We start from the raw sequence: 18,586 nt of genomic DNA on the forward strand, positions 1-18,586 counted from the left end.
CTATCAGGCGACTGCGAGAGGTCGTAGCGCTGCCTTCCCAAAGCAGCGGCCGGGACTGCTCCTGGGAGACCATCGAGTGCGACCTGTGTGGCTATTCGCCTGCGTAACGCGTTCTTGGAACGCGTCAGGCAGCTTCCCTAACCGCCCACCCGCAGCACGATCCCGCCGACGGTTCGGGGGGGCCGCCTGCCGCGCCTGTGGACGCGGACCCTGGGCGACCTCACCGTCACCTACGTCCCCGACGCCGGCGTCCACATGATCCCCACCCGGGTCTACCCCACCTCCGCCGGCGAGGACTGGGTGGGCCACGGTCCCCACATCACGGACGCGGGTCACCTGGCCATGGGATGCGGCGCGCTGCTCGTCGAGCGTCGTGGGGAGCGCCTGCTCCTGGACGCCGGCCACGGCCGCATCTCGGGTGGGGAGCCCGAACACTTCCAACACGGCTTCGACCACGTACAGGCCCTGCCCGATCACCTGCAACGCCTGGGCGTCGACCCGGCCACGCTGGAGACGGTCGCCTTCACCCACCTGCACGACGACCACACGGGATGGGCCCGGCCGGACGCCGTCGACGACCCGCGCAGTCTGTTCCCCCGCGCGCGCTGGATCGTCGGGGAAGGAGAACTGCAGGGCCTGGACCCCGCCGCCGGCCCACGGCTCGCCGGACCGAGCGAACGGACCACAGCAGTCGCCGACGGAACAGAGATCGCCGAGGGAATTCATGCCTGGGCGCTGCCCGGACACACCCCCGGGCACACGGCCTGGATCCTCGACACCGGTGACGGCCGCCGGATCGTGGCCTTCGGCGACGCCATGCACTCACCCGTCCAAATCCAGCACCCCGACTGGGAAGTCGTCCTCGACCACGACCGTGCCCAGGCCGAGCACTCACGTCGCCGACTCGTGGAATTCATGGCTCAGGACGACGTCTTCGGCTTCGGTGTGCACTTCGCCGACCAGCAACTCGGCACCGTCGACGGCACCGGCCACTGGCGCCCATGGGAGGACAAGAAGGGCAACCGGTAAGAGCTCGTCACACCCTTACGGGCGGGTCTTCGTGAAGCGTGCCCGGCAGGTTCTCCACGTCACCCACGACACCCCTCGGGTCGCCGGCACGGCATGGTGTCCACCCTCTCCGTCAACGCCGGCATCCCCACGCTGACCGCCGCCGTGGACACCGTGCTCGTCGGTGGCTGGGCGACCCGTCCCGCACCGGACCAGCTCGCCCCACTGCCGATGGCCGCCTGCGCCCGGCCCGCGTCACCGAACGCGTCGACGCGTTCCGCACGCTCTCCACCGCCGGCATCTCCCAGGACGAATACGGCACGGGGGCCGTCCACGCTATCGAACGGTCGTCGAGGATTCGGCAGGGGAACTGCCCATGGACATCGGCTGGGGCGCCCTCGCCGAGTCGTCGATGTGAGCCTCGGGGTCACGGTGCTGGTCACGATGTTCTCCCCCGGCCTGGCCGCATGGGCCCGCGCCGGACACACAGGGCCCGCCCCCGACGCGCCCCGGGGCGAATCCGATGCCGACTGCTGCCGACCCGTGCCGGTTCACCGGTGTGAGGACGGTGCGGTCGCGGCGTCGGCGTAGCGGCGGGCCAGGCATGCGAAGGCGTCTTTGAGTTCCGCGGGGCCGACGACTTGGATGTCGGCGTCGAACCTGCCGAGGGCGGCGGCGAGGGCAGGCCATGACCACGAGCCCAGGATGAGCCGGCAGCGGTGCGGCCCGAATTCCTCGACGACTCCGTCGTGGACGTACGGGGCCACATCGGAGGCGGGCAGGCCGAGGACCGCCTCACCGCGGCAGGGCCAGCCACCGGAGCCGTCCGACCCCTGGAACCTGCCGGCGACGAAGGCGGCCACATCGCCCCCGGGCAGTTCGCGCGGGAAGAAACGCGGGCCGGTGGGGGTGCGCGGGGTGATCCGGTCGGCGCGGAAGGTGCGCCAGTCCTCGCGGTCGAGGTCCCACGCGACGAGGTACCAGCGTCCGCCCCAGATGATCAGGTGATGGGGTTCCGCCCGGCGCGGTGGAGGCACGTCGGTGCTGTTGTCGCCGGCGCCCTGCGCAGCTGCGGAGGAGTAATCGAAGCGCAGCGTCTCGCGGGCGTGGACGGCGGCGCTGAGTGCCATGAGCACGGTGCTGTCGACCGGCCGGGCCGGGCGGGTCGTGGGCCGTTCGACGGCGGTGACGTGGAAGGTGTCGATCCGGTGGCGCAGCCGGGCGGGCATGACCTGCCGGACGGTGGTCAGCGCGCGGGCCGCGGCTTCCTCGATACCGGCGCCGCTGGTGGTGGCGAGTTGGAGTGCGATGGCCAGGGCGACGGCCTGCTCGTCGTCGAACAGCAACGGGGGCAGCTGCGCGCCGGCGCCGAGCCGGTATCCGCCTTCCGGGCCCTTGCTGGTCACGATGGGGTAGCCGAGCTCGCGCAGGCGGTCGACGTCGCGGCGCACGGTGCGCGGGCTGATGTCCAGCCGCTCGGCCAGCAGCGCCCCGGGCCAGTCCCGGCGCGTCTGGAGCAGGGAGAGCAACGACAGCAGCCGCGCGGAAGTCTTCTGCATGGTCTCCATGGTGCCCCGAGAAGCGGCCACACCCTGACCGCTTCTGCTGCGACTGTGGTCACCGAACCGGGCCGGACCCGGGGCCGATGCGCCTCACGGCTCTTGGGGCCGGGATGCATGACCTTTCAGATCTGCCTTTTCTGTCTTTCCTGTTCTTTCCTGATTCTTTTCTGTCTTTACAAGAGGCGAGGAGCCCACCATGTCCGTCAACGCAGTGACCCATCTCAACTTCCGCGGCGACGCCCGCGCAGCGCTGGCCTTCTACCAGTCCGTCTTCGGCGGACACCTGGCCGTGGTCACCTACAAGGACGCCGGAAACGTACAGGTTCCGGCGGAGGCGGACCAGGTGATGTGGGGCCAGGTCGCCGCCGACAACGGATTCCGGGTGATGGCCTACGACGTCCCCTCCGGCCAGCCGTGGGACCAGGGCGAGAACGCGTTCTTCCTCTCGCTGCGCGGTGAGACAGCGGAGGAGGTCACCGCGTACTGGGAGAAGCTCGTTGAGGGCGCGACCGTGCTGCAGCCGCTGAGTCCCGCTCAGTGGGCGCCGCTCTACGGCATGCTCAAGGACCGCTTCGGCGTCACCTGGGTCGTGGACGTCGCCGTCGACTACCACGCGGGCTGATCACCCCGGGCTCGGGCGGCGGCCACCCGCCGCCCGGGCGCACCGGCCGCCACCGATTTCACCGGACCTGAGTGCGGCTCGGTCGACGACATCGCAGACAAGGACACCCTCATGAAAACGCGTGCGCTGGGGCGGACCGGAATTCAGGTCAGCCCCTACTGCCTGGGCACCATGATGTTCGGCCGGACGGGCAACCCCGACCACGCCGAATGCGTCAGGATGGTCCACCGCGCTCTGGAGGCGGGCATCAACTTCATCGACACCGCCGACGTGTACGGGCCCGGCGGCGAGTCCGAGGAGATCGTGGGCAAGGCCCTCCAGGGCCGGCGCGACGACGTCGTGCTGGCCACCAAGGTCAACGGCCCGATGGGCCAGAACCCCAATCGCCGGGGCAGCTCCCGGCGCTGGATCGTCACGGAGGTCGAGCACTCGCTGCGCCGCCTGGGAACCGACCACATCGACCTCTACCAGGTCCACCACCCCGATCCGGCGACCGACATCGAGGAGACCCTGTCCGCCCTCACCGACCTCGTACGCAGCGGCAAGGTCCGCTCCATCGGCTGCTCCAACCTGCCGCCCGCGCAGATCGTCGAGGCGCACTGGGTGGCTGAGCGGCGCGGGCTGGAGCGGTTCCGCACCGAGCAGCCGCCCTATTCGATCCTCAACCGTGCCATCGAGCGTGATGTGCTGCCGGTCTGCGAGCGCTACGGCATGGGCACTTTGGTATGGAGCCCGCTGGCCATGGGCCTGCTCACCGGCCGCCACCGCAAAGGACTTCCGTCCGACGCACATGCCGCACGCATGCAGTGGGTTCCCCGGCACATGACCGACCCGCGCAAACTGGACGCCGTCGAGCAACTCCTCCCGCTCGCCGAGCAGGCCGGTCTGTCGCTGACCCACATGGCGATGGCGTTCGTCCTCACCCACCCCGGTGTCACCTCGGCCATCATCGGCCCCCGCACCATGGCACACCTCGACGACCTGCTCGCGGGCGCGACGACCATACTCGACGACGGTCTCCTCGACCGGATCGACGCGATCGTCCCGCCGGGCACCGATATCGGCCCGCTTGATGTCGCCTACGTGCCCCCAGCCCTCACCGAGACGGCATTGCGGCGCCGTGAGGCCGGGCAGCGGGCGGTGACGAGCGCATGACCGTCCTGACCGACAGGGCGCTGGGCCGCGCGACACTCGCCCGGCAACTGCTGCTCGACCCGGCCGACATGCCCGCCGAGGACGCCGTCGCCCATCTCGGCGGTCTGCAGGCACAGGAGCCGCAGGAACCGTTCGTCGGACTCTGGTCGCGGCTGCGCGGTTTCGACCCGTCGCACCTTTCCGGTCTGCTGATCGGACGGCGCGTGGTGCGGACCCATCTCATGCGCCGCACCGTCCACCTCGTCACCGCCGCCGACTCCCTGGCCTGGCGGTCCCGCCACGACACCATGCTGCGCCAGCGGGTTCTGGGAACCTACCGCCGCGAACTCGCCGGGGTCGATCTCGACGAACTCGCCGCAGCGGGCCGGGCGGTGATGGCCGACGCCGAGCCCCGCACCATGAGCGAGCTGGTGCGGGCCGTCGAAGCGCGGTGGCCGACGGCAGGGCGGCGCGCGCTGGGCGAGATGCTGATCGCCGCCCTGGTCCCCGTCGCGCAGATCCCGCCACGCGGGCTGTGGCGCACCAGGACCGGAGTGCGCAATGTCCTGCTCTCCGCCTGGCTCGGCCGTGAGATCGCCCCACCCGCCCCGGACACATCCGACCCGGTCGGCCAGGCCCTCGTCCGGCGCTACCTGGCCGCGTATGGCCCCGCCACCTCGGCCGACCTGCGTGCCTGGTGCGGCCTGGCCGGGCTGCCCGTCGCGGTGGCCGCGGTACGCGCGGAACTGGTCAGCTTCCGCGACGAGCACGGGAGGGAATTGCTGGACCTGCCTGACGCCCCGCGCCCCGGCCCCGACACCCCTGCCCCGGTGAGGTTCCTGCCGGCCTTCGACAATGCGATCCTCGGCTACCGGTATCGCGAAAGGATCATCGACGACGCCCACCGTGGCCTATCGGTCGCCGGTGAACGCGCCGTCCTGGTCGACGGGCGGGTCGCTGCGAGCTGGAAAGTCGACCGAGACGCCACCGTCACCATCACCCCGCTGCGCCGCCTCACCCCAGCCGAACGCTCCAAAACCACCGAACAGGGGCAGGCATTGGCCGCATTCCTCTCGGACAACGACAGCGATCGCGCCGAGATCGCAGAATCCGCCTCCGACTGACCGTGCCTCCCTCAGGCCGTCTTCGTGAACCCTGGATGTGGTTGCTGAAGGCCACGGCCTGCTGGAGAACGACGGGGCAGTCACCGTCTCCACCTCGCCGCACGGTGTCATGACGCCGTGCGGACGTGAGGAGCTCTCGGTGAGGTGGGACCAGCTCATCCGCGAGAGCAGGGTTGTGGAGTCGTGCGACGCCGAGCATGGCGTGGTGGACGCCGGCTCCGCGCAAGCGGCAGTCGCGCAGGACCTTCCAGTTCTTCATCCGTGAGAAGGCGTGCTCAACCCGGGCTCGGGCCCTGAGGTGGACGGCGTTGTCGGCTTCCTGCTCAGGTGTTAGGTGCTCTTGTCCGTGACGGTGCCGGTGCGGGATCAGGACGCCGGTGCCCTGGTAGCCGCCGTCGGCCAGGACCGGCGTGTCTCGGCATGCACGGTCGACGCCCGATTCGGTGAAGGCCCGGCAGTCGTTGCGGTTGCCGGGCAGTGGCAGGCCGACGGCGACGACGAGCCGGCTGTGGGCGAGGTGGTCCAGCACTCTGTCCGCGGCCGACTTCGACACTCCGAACAACGGCGCGACCTGCCGCAACGTCAGGTTGGTCCGCCAGTAGGCGGGCACCAGCAAGACCCGGCCCTCCACACTGAGCCGCCACGGCCGACCACACTGGACGTCACCGCAGCGCGACCCTTTAGGAGGCACCTGGGCGGAGTGGGACCAAGGCGCAGAACGGCCCGCCCTGAATCGGACTGGGCGGGCCGTCACTCAATTCCGATGCTGCTCAGGCCAACCTCACCAAGGCCTGATGACGCCTTCCGTTCCCCTAAGGAACGGAAGGTTCACCGTGCCGACTTGTCACCTCTGCCGACATAAATGCAGACGTCCGTTGGCCGCCCCACCGTCGCCGTTTCGTCCGAAAGTGATTCCGCCACATCCTTCAAGACGGCAATAGCCATCCGGTAGTCTTCCGGACTCTCGTCGGCAAACGTTGTTGCATCGGTCCACAGAATAGCCACGCGGCCATGATTTTTCGAGTGGATTCCCTCCCAGAGAGAATCAGAGAGAGCATCCCAGCTACTGGAGCCGACCACCGGAGGATCCAGCGGAAGCGCACTCCGAACTGCACCGAAGAGCGCCTCGCTCCCCGCCTGATCATCCGTGGAGAACTGATAGAGGGGACTCCCTTCGGCAGCTGCTGCCTTTATGACCTCATCAGCGCCATCCGGCCGAATAACGATCAGCCCGGGCTCAAGATTCACTGCTGCATCACCGGATCCTTACGAAGGCTGGCGGACCAGAGTCGCCATAGTGAGTCCAAGTGTAGTAGACACCACCCACCTCAGTATTTTTCACGTCGTGTAGCGGACCGGCTCCACCAACACCCGGCGGAGGAGTGACTCTGTATTCACGATAGGGCGAATTCTGACCCTGCTCGCCGAGTAGGCCACCATCCCGGTTTCTGAACTGAATACCCCACCTCCTCGCGGTCGGCCCGGAAGGTCCGGTGCCGGCATCCATATGTCCTGGCGCGTCATTCAGCGCCTGTTCCTCGGCCGGCGGAAGCGATCCAGGGGTGATCCACGGAACGCACGGGATCGAGGTGTTGGCCGCGGCCGGTGTCGCACCAACGAGCACCGCCCGGAAGGTACTGGCCTGGTTGACGCCGGCACCCGAGTCGGTTCTGATCGCCCGTTCGGCGAATGAACATCTCCGATCGACCTGATCCAGCAATCGACCGTCGGAACGTAGGAGCGTCGGATCAAGCCCTTGGGGCACGCCATTTTCTCCCTCTTCAACGCTTTCAACTTAAGTGCACTCAGCGCGAGATCCGGGAGGCACGCCAGCGACTTCTTTTGGAGGCATTGTTCGCGATCTCGTCCGCACCTACATACCAGGCCCGTTGGAGCCGCCCGCATCGGCGGTGATCAGCATTCGGCCGGCCGTCGGGCAGGCGGCCCGTCCGGCTCGGGGCGCTGCATGCCTTCCGGGATCTTGGCGTTGCTCTGCAGGCTGAGGCCCTCCTCACGTAGGAAGTCGCCCACCGTATCCGCACAGTTCCTGTGGCCCTGCCGGGGCAGCTGCTCGGCGAGCTTGCGGGTGGATTTGGTGGTCCAGCGCAGCGGCGACATGAGATCTCCGCGGACGTCGGGCTCGACCAGTACGAGGAGCGCCTCTCGAACGGATGGGTTCCGGTCGACGACGCGTTTGCGGCCGGCGCCAGGCCGACGGATGGATCGCAACGGGACCTCTCCGGAGTCGAGTTCCCGGACTCCGACAGACACAGTGGCCTCACGGACACCGGCGGCACGGGCGACGACTGCTCTGATCCCGCAGTGACCAGGGGACAGGACGTCCGCCCCTATCGGCAGGCGACGCTGCCACTCGTCGGGGTACGACAGAATTGCCTCGAACTCGGCGTCCAGTACGGCCAGTTGTCCATTCAACCCGCTCACGACAGACCAACGAACCACGCTTCTGCCTTCACGCAAATGCACCTACAGCGGTCACCTGTCCGCAATTTGACGACAATGAGCCGGAATGCCTCGAATTCCGCAAGCCATCCATCACGTACGGCATCAAACCACCGGCGGCGCCTGGACGGTTGACCATCACGGGAAGCTCGACCTCCCCCTTTGGTCGGGCGCACAGCCGATGGACCGGAAGCCGGTCGTCGCGTTGCCCCGGCCCCCGTCCCGGCGGGAGGAGTCGTGGCGTCGACCGCTCCCCGGTCGGCAGCACCGGCGACAGGGGGCAGTCCCCGGCACGCCCCCCCCCCACACGCCCGCCCTTCCGACATAACTCCTCGACGTTTCACGCGTGTTGGGCTTGCGTTACCGGCGGTTAGTAGCCATTCGCGCAAGGACATGCCGGACTATTGGGCTCCTATCAGAAGTCCATGTCTCAGATCGTGGTCGCACGTTGACGCCACTCCCCCACTCGGACTTCCATGATCAGTATGCGGCAAACCGCACCTGAGAATGCCGTGAGGGGAAATGCTTCGTCACGTCGTATTATTCAAATTCAATCCCGGGGTGGACTGGGACGACCCACGTGCACAACGAGCGGAGGTCGCGACCAGGAACCACCCTCAGCACATAGCAGAAATTCTTTCGTGGGAGTGCGGAAGAAATTCTGCCGACCGCCCGATCGCCTATGACTTCGCGCTCTGCGGAACCTTTTCCGACGCGGACGCCGTGAACAGGTATCTCCGGCATCCCGACCACGTCAGCGGGGTTGACCTGTGGCGTGCCATTGCGACCTGGGTCGTCGTCGACTATGAGGTCGCCGCATGAGCGCACAGAACGCGGAGCTCCTGCACCGCCCGGTACGGGAGGCGCCATGCCGGACGGAATGAACACACAGCGACCCCCCTGGGGCTCGGTCTTTGCCATTCTCGGTGCGGCACTGATCTGGAGCACCTCCTTCGCCGTCACCAAAGTGCTGCTCGGCCAGCTTCCGCCCTTGACGATCGGCGCGGTCCGCTTCACCGCCGCCGCTCTTGTCCTGAGCGTGCTCGTCCGCCTGCAGAGCGGCTGGCGGCCCCCGCCGCGCCGCACCGTGGTCAAGATGCTGTGCGCGGGCCTTCTCGGTATCACCGCGTACTTCGGCCTGGAAAACGTCGGGGTCGATTTCGCCACCGCGGCCGACGCCGCAGTGATTGTTGCGGCCTTTCCCGTCATCACCTTGATCACCGAGATTCTGCTGGGTCAGGGAAGAGCCACCGTCAGCCGGATTGCCGGAATGCTGCTGGCCATGGCGGGCGTCTGGCTGATCGTGCGACAGAGCGCCGAATCCAGCGCCCCGCACCGGCTGCTCGGCGATGTCATCCTGCTGGTGGCCGGCGTGGCCTGGGCCGCGTACAACATCGCGGCCAGCCGGTCCGGCAAGGGCCACAGCCCACTGACGAACACGTATTACCAAACGGTCGCAGGCGCCTTCGGCTTCTTGGTCCTGTGCCCCCTGGAATGGCGGTCGTGGCGGATGCCCGATGCGGCAGGGGTGTGGATGCTCGCCTTCCTGGCGGTCATGTGCTCGGTCGTGGCGTTCTTCCTCTACAACCACGGCCTGCGCAGAGTCCCCTCCAGTACCGCGGTCAACCTGCTCAACCTCGTCCCCGTCTTCGGGCTGATCTCCGCCGCCGCCATCAGCCGGGAACCGGTCGGGTGGATCGAGGTAGTGGGCTGCGCCGTGGTCATCGCGGCCGTCGTCCTGGGGGCGGGCTACGGGCTACCCGCCCGCAGAACAAGAAGCCGCGCCCCGGACGAGACCCCGCCGGCCGTCCCGGAACCCGCCGTCGCCACCGCCCCCCGCTCCGCCCACGAGTACGCCTACGGGGAGAGCTCCGACAGATAGGGCTTTGCCGGAAGGCTGCACCCACCTGGGGTGTGACGTGCAGGCGCGCCATCCCTCCGTACCCGGTACTCACGGAACGCGAGAAAAGCAAGGAACCGCATGAAACGAGAACTCACTTCCAGCAAGTGCGTCATTGTCGTCAACGGCGAACTGCCGACCGGCCTGATCCTCAACGCCGCCTCGGTCGCCTCTCTCACACTGGGACAGCAGGTACCCGAATTGATCGGGACCGATGTCAAGGACGCCGACGGTGAAGTACATCTGGGCATCACCTTCATTCCGGTGCCGATCCTCAAGTCCACTGCCGAGGACATTGCCCGGATCCGCCGCGAGGCCGCCGCTGATCCGGAGGCGGTCGTCGTCGGATTCAGTGACCTGGCTCAGTCCTGTCGTACCTACGACGAATACGGCGAGCGCATGGCGACGACGTCGGCCGAGGAACTCACCTATGCCTCGGTGGGAATCTTCGGCACCAAGAAAATGGTCAACCGGCTCACCGGAAGCCTCCCCCTGATGCGCTGATCATCCCCGTGCCGCACGCTGCGCCACGCGAACCCTGATCCGGCCCGCTTTCTGACGGGCGCTCCCCGGAAAACCTCCCCGGTGTTCTCCACGAATGCCCACCGGTCCGGCTGCCGTCACGGTGTCCACCGCTCCGTGACGGCCGGCACGCCGGAATGCCTCAGGCATTTCTCGCCCGGGCAATGGAGCCCAGGCCTTACCGCGGACCTCGGCAGCGCAGCAGGCGAACCGGGAACGGCGGGGACAGCAGTGTCCCCGCCGGCCCGGACGCCTGCCCCGCCGCCGTCCCCTTGCAGGAATGACGTCAACGCACGCCCTTCCGCCAAGTGCGATATCCGCCTTGTCCGCGACTTCGCGACATTCCCTTTCCCTCGCCCCACCTCTCCTCTCCCCCTTCCCACGGCAGCACACCGCGCCGTGTCGCACCAACATGCCCTCACAGGAGTTATCTGTCGTGTTCACCATTTTCGACGACGAGACCGATGCGTTCGCCCGCCGGACCCTCCGCGACCACCGCCGTTTCGACTCGGGCGATTGGACCCCCGAGGAACTTCGTGCCCATCAGCTGGAGCAGCTCCGCACGACCCTGCGCTACGTCACCAAGAACTCGCCGTTCTACGCCCATCACTTGACCGGCCTGGACGAGTCCTCCCTCGACACTCTCTCGTGGGAGTCCCTCACCGACCTCCCGTTCACCACCAAGGACGACCTGCGCACCCAGCTGCACGCCATGCTGTCGCAGCCGCTCGACCGGTCCTGGGTGTTCTACGAGACCACCGGCACCACGGGCCGCTCCACCCCCTGCCCCCGGGACAACACCGACAGCATCGTCAACAACACGGCACTGACGGTCTGTTACGACCATGTCTTCCGGGCCCACGGCAGCGGGCACATGGTGGGTGTCATGGGCCCCAACGAGCTTCACTCGACCGGTGACACCTTCGGGGACGTCAGCCGCAACCTCGGGCACGCCCACGCCAAGATGTGGCCCCATTCCCCGGTGGTCGGCTTCACCCGGGCCCTGGAGGTGCTGCGGGAGATCGAGGTCACCGCGGTCTTCTGCGCCCCCAACGTCGCGCTGTCCCTGGCCAAGCAGGCCACCGCCGCCGGCCTCGACCCCCGTCGCGACTTCGGCATCCGCTTCTTCATGCTCACCGGCGAGCTGGCCACCCCCGGCCTGCTGGACATGATCGGCCGCGCATGGGGAGCGACGGCCTACAACTGCCTGTACGCCTCACAGGAGGCATCCATCCTCGGGGCCGTGCACGGCGACGGACGCCTGCGGACGGTGCCGCTGAACGTCCTGTACGAGGTCATCGACCCCGTCACCACCCAGCCGGCGCCCGCGGACGCGCACGGACGCCGCCAGGGCGAACTGGTCATCACCCACCTCTACCAGGGCAGCAAGCCACTGATCCGCTACCGGACCGGCGACCTGGTCGCCCTGGAACCTGCCGCCGGAGCCGGCTACCCCTCGGAATTCCTGCTGCCCCTGGGCCGCGTCCGCGACGTGATCGACCTCAACGGACACCGGGTCACCGCCTACGACTTGGAGGACTCACTACTGCCGCGCGCCGAGGGCGTCCTGGACTACCAGCTGGTGATCGACCGGACCGACGACGGCACCGACACCCTCGCCATCCAGCTGCACACGGCCGACGGCGCCACTCTCACCGCCGACCGGACCGAGGCGCTGAAGCGGCTGGCGCAGGAACGCTGGGGCTGCCCCTTCACCGTCTCCTACGGGGAGCTGGGCGGCATCACGACCACCGGCGCCATGGTGAGCTGGAAGGCGGCCCGGGTGCACGACCGCCGCTCCTCGCTCGACTCCGAGCGGCAGATCGCCCTCGGCATGGCCGGCGGGAGGTCGGGCCGATGACCACGGCGTCCCCCACTCCGCCAACCGGCGCCCCCACCTCTGCGGACGGCAGCGCCGCGCCCTCACCGGAGCCCCCTGCCGCCACGCCCGTCCCGCCCAAGTCCCCCTGGATCTTCCATCAAGGCGAGTTCATCCGCGCCGGCGACCTGTACATGGGCCCCGGTCTCCAGGGCCTGCACTACGGCACCGGGGTGTTCGAGGGCATCCGTTCCTACGCCGTGCCCGACCCCGGCACGGCGTCCGCTCCGCCCTGCAGTGACCCGCAAACATCCGACCCGGACGACGACCGCGACGCGCGAGCCGCTGCCGGCACCTACCTCTTCCAGGCCGCGGAACACTATGCGCGGCTGCACCGTTCGTGCCGCCTCATGCGTCTGGACCTTCCCCACTCCGTATCGGAACTCGTCGACATCACCGCCGAGTTGCTGCGCCGCAACGAGCTGACCGGCCATGCCTACATCAGGCCCGTCGTGCACAAACTCGCGCTGCAGCCCGGCACGCCCTTCGGAGTGCGGCTCAGCGGTGTCTCGACGGCGCTGACCATCATGGCGATGCCGATGGGCGCCTATGTCTCCCGCGACGGGATCACCTGCGGGGTGTCCTCCTGGCGGCGGATTCCGGACAGCTCGCTCCCCGTGAACGCCAAGGTGACCGGCGGCTACGCCAACAACGCACTGGCCGTGGACGAGGCTTCGGCAGCGGGCTACGACGATGCCATCATGCTGAACCAGCGCGGCGAGGTGGCCGAGGCGAGCACCGCGAACATCTTCGTGGTCCGCGACGGCCAGGTCGCCACCCCGCATCTGGGCGCCGACATCCTCCCCGGCCTCACCCGCGCCGCCGTCATCGGCCTGCTGGCGTCCGAGGGCGGTCTCCCGACCGCCGAACGCACCGTGCTGCGCTCCGAGCTGCACATGGCGGACGAGGTATTCCTCACCGGGACGGGGTGCCAGGTCGTGCCGGTGGTCACCATCGATGGCCGCCCGGTCGGTGACGGCGTCCCCGGCCCGGTGACCCGGCTCGCCCAGGAGCTCCACCACCGAGCGGCGTCGGGGCAGTTGCCGGCCTACCGTCACCTCAACCATCCGGTCGTCTTCCGCTCCGACCGGCCGGGCACCGGCACCCGCCCGTGATCCGGTAGAGCCCACGCCCACCCCGCTTTCCGATGCCTGCTTCCACACCCTTCACCTCAAGGTTCCAGGGGGACCCATGTCTGCAACGATCGCCGAAGCACCACACGCCATTACCGACACCGCTCTCTCCCGGCTCGCCCGCGCCGGCGCCCTGACCATCGCGTCCCTGGGCCCGTCGGGCACCAGCAGCGAACAGGCTTCGCGGTACCTGGCCGGCCATCTGCTCTCCCACGGCCACGAATCTGCCCGGGTGCGGCTGTGCGGCCGCTATGAAGAGGCCAGTGACCTGCTGTCCTCGGGCAAGGCCGACCTCGCGGTGGTCGCCAACGCGTATGCGCACATCGACCGCTTCTATATGAACCCGCAGTTCCGGCTGGCGGCCGTCTTCGTCAAGGACACCCCGTTCTACGGCATAGCCCGCGCCGCACGGACGCCCGAGGCCACGCCCGAACCCGTTGCCGGTCCGCCGGGGAAGACACCGGTACGGATCGCCACCCACCCCGCCCCGCGCTTCCTGGTGGAGGAACTGCTTCCCGACTCCTACGAGGTGAGCGAGCTGGTGCTCGTGGACTCCACCAGTGCCGCGGCGGCCGCGGTGGCTTCCGGGGAGGTCCCGCTCGCGCTGACCACCGCGCCCGCGGCTCGGCTGCACGACCTGGACTTCGTCTCGCCGACCCGCCCGATCCGGATGGTCTGGTCCGCCTTCACCCGCGCCGACCTGCTGACCGGCCCGGCCGCGACCACGGGCCTGCCCGCCGGCCGCGGGTGGTGAGCCCGATGCACAGCGAAGTGCCGGCGCTGCTGTCCGAAGAGCAGGTCCGGGAGCATCTCCCGCCGGCCACTGCGATCTCCGCCATGCGGGAGATCATGACCGCCGTCTCGGCGGGCGAGGTCATCCAGCCCGTACGGACCGTGCTGCGCGGGGCCCCCGCCCCAGGAACCCCGACAGGCGCACCAGCTGCCCTCTTCGGCTCCATGCCCGCCCAGGTCCCGGTCGCCGGGGAGCACTGGTTCGGCATCAAGTCCGTCGTCGTGAACAAGGAGAACCCCCGCCGCGGCCTGCCGTCGCACGTGGGCACGGTCACGGTGTTCTCCCCCGACACCGGGCTGCCCCTGGCCGTCCTTCCCGCGAGCGTCGTCACCGAGCTGCGCACGGCCGCGGTCTCCGCCGTCGCCACCGACGTCCTGGCCGCCCCCGACGCCCGCGTCCTCGCCGTCCTCGGCGCGGGCGACCAGGCCTACGCACACCTGGCACCGCAGCTGGCGGTCCGGCCCTTCGAACGGATCACGGTGTGGAACCGCACCCCCGATAAGGCCGCCGCGCTCGCACACTGGGCCCGGACCACCTTCGGGGTCGAGGCCGTCCCGTGTGCCTCGCTCCACGAAGCCACACGTGGGGCGCAGGTCATCTGCACCACCACCGCTTCCTCCAAGCCCTTCCTGGAACCGACCGCGGTGGACGAAGGTACCCACATCAATGCGGTGGGCGCCTGCCAGCCGGGTGCACGCGAGCTGTCATCCGAGCTGGTCGCCGCCGCTGCCGTCTTCCTGGACGAGCACGCGGCAGCCATGGCCGAGGCATCCGAACTGCTCGAACCCGGCAAGGAAGGACTGCTCGATCCCGCCCACCACCCCCGCGGCGAACTCGGTGCAGTACTGGGCGGCACGGTCCCTGGCCGCACCGGCGGCAACGAGATCACCGCCTACCTGTCGTTGGGCCTGGCCGCACAGGACGTGGCCGCAGCGGTGGCCGTCGTACGGAGCGCGCTGGCCGGGAGGTAACACTCCCGGGCTCCCCTCATCACCCTCTTTGCATCCGGTGCGCTGCCCCCTCCCCCACGAGGTAGGGCGGCGCATCGGTGTGCCGGTGACCGTACGCGACCTCGTTGCCACGGCTCGAGCGGAGACCGGGCTGTCAGGCGGGGCGGCGGTGGCCGGTGTCCCAAGTTGCTGCCGACGCCGGGAACTCGGCGAGTATGTCAGCCATAGTCTCTGCGAGGGCAATGATTCTTTCGTAGGGCTTCATCTCTTTGATCCACCCGATCATATGGTTCCCGTGCAGCCGCCAACCCATTTTGGCTTCTGCGGTCATGCGGACCACCCGTTCGGTGATGACAAGGTCGGCGAAAGCCGGGTCGACGGAGCACTTGCTCATACGGGGTTTGCGGCCGGCAGGCAGGTGGACGGGGCTTCCCGCGCCAGGGGGAAAGGGCTCAGTGTGCAGCCCCCGGACCAGGCCGGCAACGGAGACCGCTGTGCCGGGGAGGTTACCCGGCAGGGTAAGCACCGCTACCGAGTACCTGTGGACATCGGTGACGTAGCGACCGCCTATGCGCACGCCGGCCAGTTGAAACAGCGTCGTGCGGTATCCGCGGACCTGCCCTTCGAATACGTGCAGGGCATGATTCCGCAATGTGCCGAAGGGGTAGCCGGGAATTCCGAAAGCGCGGACCCAGTCACGGGATTCTCGTTTCCGGTAGTGATGCCACTCCGGATCTTCTCGAAGTTTGCGGATGCTGTTCCTGACCCGCCACATGTCTACGCTTCCCCTGGTGTGTCATAGGCGCCGTTCGGGCTGGTCAGCGCGGAGTCAGGCCCGTCGAAGGGGCTCGTCGGGTGTTGAGGCTTGGCGGTGATGTCGTTCTCCTTGGCATTGGCGTCTCCGTATACCGTGCCGCCGCCGGCGGCGGCCTGTCGCCCTGGGCCGAAGGTCGGGCCGGTGTCGAGGACACGATGGCGTCCCCCTCCGCCGTACTTGTACCGGGTCTCGCCGCCGTGCACTGACGCGCCGCCCGCAGCTCCGCCGCAGGCACTGGTGATCTCAGGTCGGGGAGGACGCTGTCGCATGTCTTGCCGCCCAGGTGAAAGGGGATATCGACACCGTCGGCGGCCATCTGGCCGCCTGCGTTGGTGAGAGCGCCATTGGCCGCTTTCCCCCAGAGACAGCAGGGCGCTGGACAGCTGCCTGGACGCCGCCGCGCTCCGACCGGCCACCGCCGTAAAACACTACCCACCCCTGCGTGTTCGCCGGAAAATCGACTACATGGTCTTGTCATCTCCCGTACGCCTGTGGCTCCTCCCCAACGCTGCGCTCCTGACCGCACTGGCCGTCTGGGGCATCCTCCGCTACCCGCACCTGCCGAGCCGGATACCGCAGCACATCGGCACCGACGGAGTGGACGCGTGGACGAACCGGTCCATCGGTAGCGCCTTCGCGCTCGTCTTCATGCACATCGGCATAACTGTTCTGCTGACCGCCAGCGCGGAGCTGACACTGCGGATCACTCCAAGCTCCGAACTCCCCGACAGCACTGCGCCCTTCGGCAACGGACTGGTGAGGGCGTCGCTCAACCGGCCTCGTACACGCGCCGCCGCCCTCTCCACCGCCCGGGCGCTGTTGGCACTCAACGTCTGCGTAGGCCTGTCGCTCCTGGTCGGATGCGCGGTCCTGTGGCGTTCGGCGCCAGAGCGAGAGGTATCCGGCTGGATGTTCACCGCCATGATCACGCCGATCCTCGCCGGGACCGCTCTCACGGTGGCGTCCGCCATTCACAACCGCCGAGTACCTGCACACTGAGCTTCCGAGCAAACGGGATGTTGTGACTACCGCGGACCTTGATGAGTTCTCGTCGGCACGGCACCAGAGTGAGGCAGCCCCGACCGCGCTCCCAGAGGAGAACGCGGGCACCACATCCACAATTCCCGCGGAGTCCGGAAGGATCCAGCGGCGCGGTGCATGGCGGGTACCTCGGACTCTCAAGGCCACGTCCGCATTTGGCAGGGTGCACCTGGACCTTTCCCGGGCGGTCATCGAGCATCCGGTGGTCCACATAGAATTGCAACTCGGTTCCGGCAAGGCGAAGATCACCGTGCCGCGCGATGCGATCGTCGACCTCGAGGATCTGCATACCGAATGGAAGGACACGCTCTACAAGCCCCGGCGGCGCTCCCGCCCCGGTGAACTACGGTTCTCCGGAGCCATGGAGTTCGGATGGCCGAAGATCCGCCACGCCCGACGTTGAGGCCCCATCTGACGCCAAGTCCGCCTGTTCGGTGCTTCTCCGTACCGCAAGAGGCGGACCGTTTCCGGTGTGGCTGTCGCGGTTGACTGCGCGCTTCGTCGACTACGCCTAGACCACTGGGCGCGCTTCAGCAAAGCTGGAAAGACGGGTGCCGCCTGTGGTGCCCGGCTCCCGCTGGCGACAATTCCCCATGTGCCGTGTGAAATTCGGCGCGAAGGCCTCCGTCAACAGGCGCGGGGGGATTTTCGCTCCTGTGGACCTGGAAATCCCGTCCGTCATCCAGGAAGCGGCATTAACGCTTCGTGCTCCCCGAGTTCGAACTCTTAGCGAGAGGCAGGGAGTTACGCCGTCACAGGAGCCAGTGCCCGAGCCCAAGGAGATCTTTGGTCCCGTCGACCACGACCTGCGCATCTGCGGCCTCGCGCCCAGCACTGTCTACGCCCACCTCGGAACTCTGGAAATCGATCCTGGGCTCGTTACGGACCCTGAGCCTGGTGCGGCGGTGAAGTCTCTCGCCTTTCACACCCAGGCGGCGGTCCTTGAGAACCTTCAGGAGATGAGGAACGGCCACGCCTGGCCCGTGTGTCAGGGCGAGCATCCGCACCCCATGAGCCTCGGCTCGGGCGGGGAGGAAGCTGGCCGTACTGGTACTGCTTCAAGAATCCCTCCTACCGGTTCGCGGTAGGCGAGCACCCCGGCCGCCGAGTGGCCTTTGGTCAATGAAAGGCGGGGCACGGGTACCCCCAGGTTCTACAGCGAAGCCGTAGAACCTGGGGGCTGGAGTTCACCGGCCCGGGACGATCTTGGTCAGCCCAGGAAGCTCAGCCGCACCTGGCGGTTAGGGTTGTCGATGTTGGTGTCCACCAAGCAGACGGACTGCCAGGTGCCGAGTGTCATCCTGCCCGCCACGACCGGGAGGGTGGCGTGGGGTGGGACGAGGGCGGGCAGGACGTGGTCGCGGCCGTGGCCGGGGGTGCCGTGGCGGTGGCGCCAGCGGTTGTCGGCCGGGAGGAGGTCGTGCAGGGCTGCCAAGAGGTCTTCGTCGCTGCCTGCGCCGGTTTCCAGGACGGCGATGCCGGCGGTGGCGTGCGGAACGAAGATGTTCAGCAGGCCGTCGCGGCCGTCTGCCGTCTCTCGGAGGAAAGCTGCACAGTCGGCGGTGAGGTCGGCGACGGTCTCCGACGAGCCTGTGGTGACGTCGAGGATGCGGGTGGTGAATGCGGTGCTCATGGGTTCAT

18 protein-coding genes and 2 pseudogenes are annotated in these 18,586 nt (G+C 68.3%); 13 read left to right on the plus strand and 7 right to left on the minus strand.

Going from position 1 to position 18,586, the window contains the following annotated elements:
* Positions 1–255: 255 nt before the first annotated feature.
* Positions 256–1,029 carry an MBL fold metallo-hydrolase gene (locus D9V36_RS05900; protein ID WP_129292839.1) on the plus strand — a complete coding sequence of 258 codons (774 nt, stop codon included), beginning with the start codon at positions 256–258 and terminating at the stop codon, positions 1,027–1,029.
* Positions 1,030–1,559: 530 nt separating this feature from the next.
* Here D9V36_RS05900 and D9V36_RS05910 read toward each other — a convergent pair.
* Positions 1,560–2,567, minus strand: a complete 1,008-nt coding sequence (locus tag D9V36_RS05910; RefSeq protein ID WP_129292841.1) for a helix-turn-helix transcriptional regulator — start codon at positions 2,565–2,567, stop codon at positions 1,560–1,562.
* A 199-nt stretch (positions 2,568–2,766) separates the two neighbouring features.
* On the opposite strand from D9V36_RS05910, the gene D9V36_RS05915 reads away from it, so the two are divergent.
* The 3 genes from D9V36_RS05915 to D9V36_RS05925 all read left to right on the plus strand — a co-directional run bounded on the left by D9V36_RS05915 (position 2,767) and on the right by D9V36_RS05925 (position 5,450).
* Positions 2,767–3,192: a VOC family protein gene (locus D9V36_RS05915; protein WP_129292842.1), complete on the plus strand. Its 426-nt coding sequence runs from the start codon at positions 2,767–2,769 to the stop codon at positions 3,190–3,192.
* A gap of 111 nt (positions 3,193–3,303) precedes the next feature.
* Positions 3,304–4,347: an aldo/keto reductase gene (locus D9V36_RS05920; protein ID WP_129292843.1), complete on the plus strand. Its 1,044-nt coding sequence runs from the start codon at positions 3,304–3,306 to the stop codon at positions 4,345–4,347.
* Positions 4,344–5,450, plus strand: coding sequence for a winged helix DNA-binding domain-containing protein (locus D9V36_RS05925; RefSeq protein WP_129292844.1), 1,107 nt, complete (start codon positions 4,344–4,346; stop codon positions 5,448–5,450). The genes D9V36_RS05920 and D9V36_RS05925 overlap by 4 nt, the downstream gene beginning before the upstream one ends.
* Before the next feature lie 160 nt (positions 5,451–5,610).
* Here the strand turns inward: D9V36_RS05925 and D9V36_RS05930 are convergent.
* The 3 genes and pseudogenes from D9V36_RS05930 to D9V36_RS05945 all read right to left on the minus strand — a co-directional run.
* Positions 5,611–6,111: pseudogene (locus D9V36_RS05930) on the minus strand (transposase); the annotation flags it as partial.
* Between the two features lie 167 nt (positions 6,112–6,278).
* Entirely contained in the window at positions 6,279–6,698 is a 420-nt protein-coding gene (locus D9V36_RS05935) for a barstar family protein (RefSeq protein WP_129292845.1), read from the minus strand.
* A gap of 699 nt (positions 6,699–7,397) precedes the next feature.
* Positions 7,398–7,892: pseudogene (locus D9V36_RS05945) on the minus strand (ISAzo13-like element transposase-related protein); the annotation flags it as partial.
* A gap of 540 nt (positions 7,893–8,432) precedes the next feature.
* Here D9V36_RS05945 and D9V36_RS05950 point away from each other — a divergent pair.
* The 7 genes from D9V36_RS05950 to D9V36_RS05980 all read left to right on the plus strand — a co-directional run bounded on the left by D9V36_RS05950 (position 8,433) and on the right by D9V36_RS05980 (position 15,108).
* Positions 8,433–8,732 carry a Dabb family protein gene (locus D9V36_RS05950; RefSeq protein ID WP_129292847.1) on the plus strand — a complete coding sequence of 100 codons (300 nt, stop codon included), beginning with the start codon at positions 8,433–8,435 and terminating at the stop codon, positions 8,730–8,732.
* 58 nt (positions 8,733–8,790) lie between these two features.
* Positions 8,791–9,792, plus strand: coding sequence for a DMT family transporter (locus tag D9V36_RS05955; RefSeq protein ID WP_129292848.1), 1,002 nt, complete (start codon positions 8,791–8,793; stop codon positions 9,790–9,792).
* Between the two features lie 99 nt (positions 9,793–9,891).
* Positions 9,892–10,314 carry a DUF2000 domain-containing protein gene (locus D9V36_RS05960; protein WP_129292849.1) on the plus strand — a complete coding sequence of 141 codons (423 nt, stop codon included), beginning with the start codon at positions 9,892–9,894 and terminating at the stop codon, positions 10,312–10,314.
* Between the two features lie 454 nt (positions 10,315–10,768).
* Entirely contained in the window at positions 10,769–12,193 is a 1,425-nt protein-coding gene (locus D9V36_RS05965; protein ID WP_129292850.1) for a phenylacetate--CoA ligase family protein, read from the plus strand.
* Positions 12,190–13,326, plus strand: coding sequence for an aminotransferase class IV (locus D9V36_RS05970; RefSeq protein ID WP_129292851.1), 1,137 nt, complete (start codon positions 12,190–12,192; stop codon positions 13,324–13,326). Before D9V36_RS05965 ends, D9V36_RS05970 begins: the two co-directional genes overlap by 4 nt.
* Positions 13,327–13,402: 76 nt before the next feature.
* On the plus strand, positions 13,403–14,098 hold the full coding sequence (locus tag D9V36_RS05975; RefSeq protein ID WP_241720722.1) for a hypothetical protein: 696 nt from the start codon (positions 13,403–13,405) through the stop codon (positions 14,096–14,098).
* Positions 14,099–14,103: 5 nt separating this feature from the next.
* On the plus strand, positions 14,104–15,108 hold the full coding sequence (locus tag D9V36_RS05980; protein WP_129292852.1) for an ornithine cyclodeaminase family protein: 1,005 nt from the start codon (positions 14,104–14,106) through the stop codon (positions 15,106–15,108).
* A gap of 133 nt (positions 15,109–15,241) precedes the next feature.
* Here the strand turns inward: D9V36_RS05980 and D9V36_RS05985 are convergent, their stop codons facing one another.
* Together D9V36_RS05985 and D9V36_RS05990 are read right to left on the minus strand one after the other, a co-directional pair.
* Positions 15,242–15,862: a hypothetical protein gene (locus D9V36_RS05985; protein ID WP_129292853.1), complete on the minus strand. Its 621-nt coding sequence runs from the start codon at positions 15,860–15,862 to the stop codon at positions 15,242–15,244.
* 2 nt (positions 15,863–15,864) lie between these two features.
* A complete protein-coding gene (locus tag D9V36_RS05990; protein ID WP_129292854.1) occupies positions 15,865–16,173 on the minus strand; it encodes a hypothetical protein in 309 nt (102 codons plus the stop codon).
* A 196-nt stretch (positions 16,174–16,369) separates the two neighbouring features.
* Here D9V36_RS05990 and D9V36_RS05995 point away from each other — a divergent pair, with 196 nt between their 5' ends.
* Both D9V36_RS05995 and D9V36_RS06000 read left to right on the plus strand, forming a co-directional pair.
* Positions 16,370–16,903: a DUF1648 domain-containing protein gene (locus D9V36_RS05995; RefSeq protein ID WP_129292855.1), complete on the plus strand. Its 534-nt coding sequence runs from the start codon at positions 16,370–16,372 to the stop codon at positions 16,901–16,903.
* The gene (locus tag D9V36_RS06000) at positions 16,893–17,348 is read left to right on the plus strand and encodes a hypothetical protein (protein ID WP_431357744.1); all 456 of its coding nucleotides are present in this window, start codon (positions 16,893–16,895) and stop codon (positions 17,346–17,348) included. The genes D9V36_RS05995 and D9V36_RS06000 overlap by 11 nt, the downstream gene beginning before the upstream one ends.
* A gap of 807 nt (positions 17,349–18,155) precedes the next feature.
* Here the strand turns inward: D9V36_RS06000 and D9V36_RS06005 are convergent.
* The gene (locus D9V36_RS06005; RefSeq protein ID WP_129292856.1) at positions 18,156–18,578 is read right to left on the minus strand and encodes a secondary thiamine-phosphate synthase enzyme YjbQ; all 423 of its coding nucleotides are present in this window, start codon (positions 18,576–18,578) and stop codon (positions 18,156–18,158) included.
* Between the last annotated feature and the right edge of the window lie 8 nt (positions 18,579–18,586).

The organism is Streptomyces lydicus (genome assembly GCF_004125265.1).
In the GTDB taxonomy this organism is placed as follows: domain Bacteria; phylum Actinomycetota; class Actinomycetes; order Streptomycetales; family Streptomycetaceae; genus Streptomyces; species Streptomyces lydicus_C.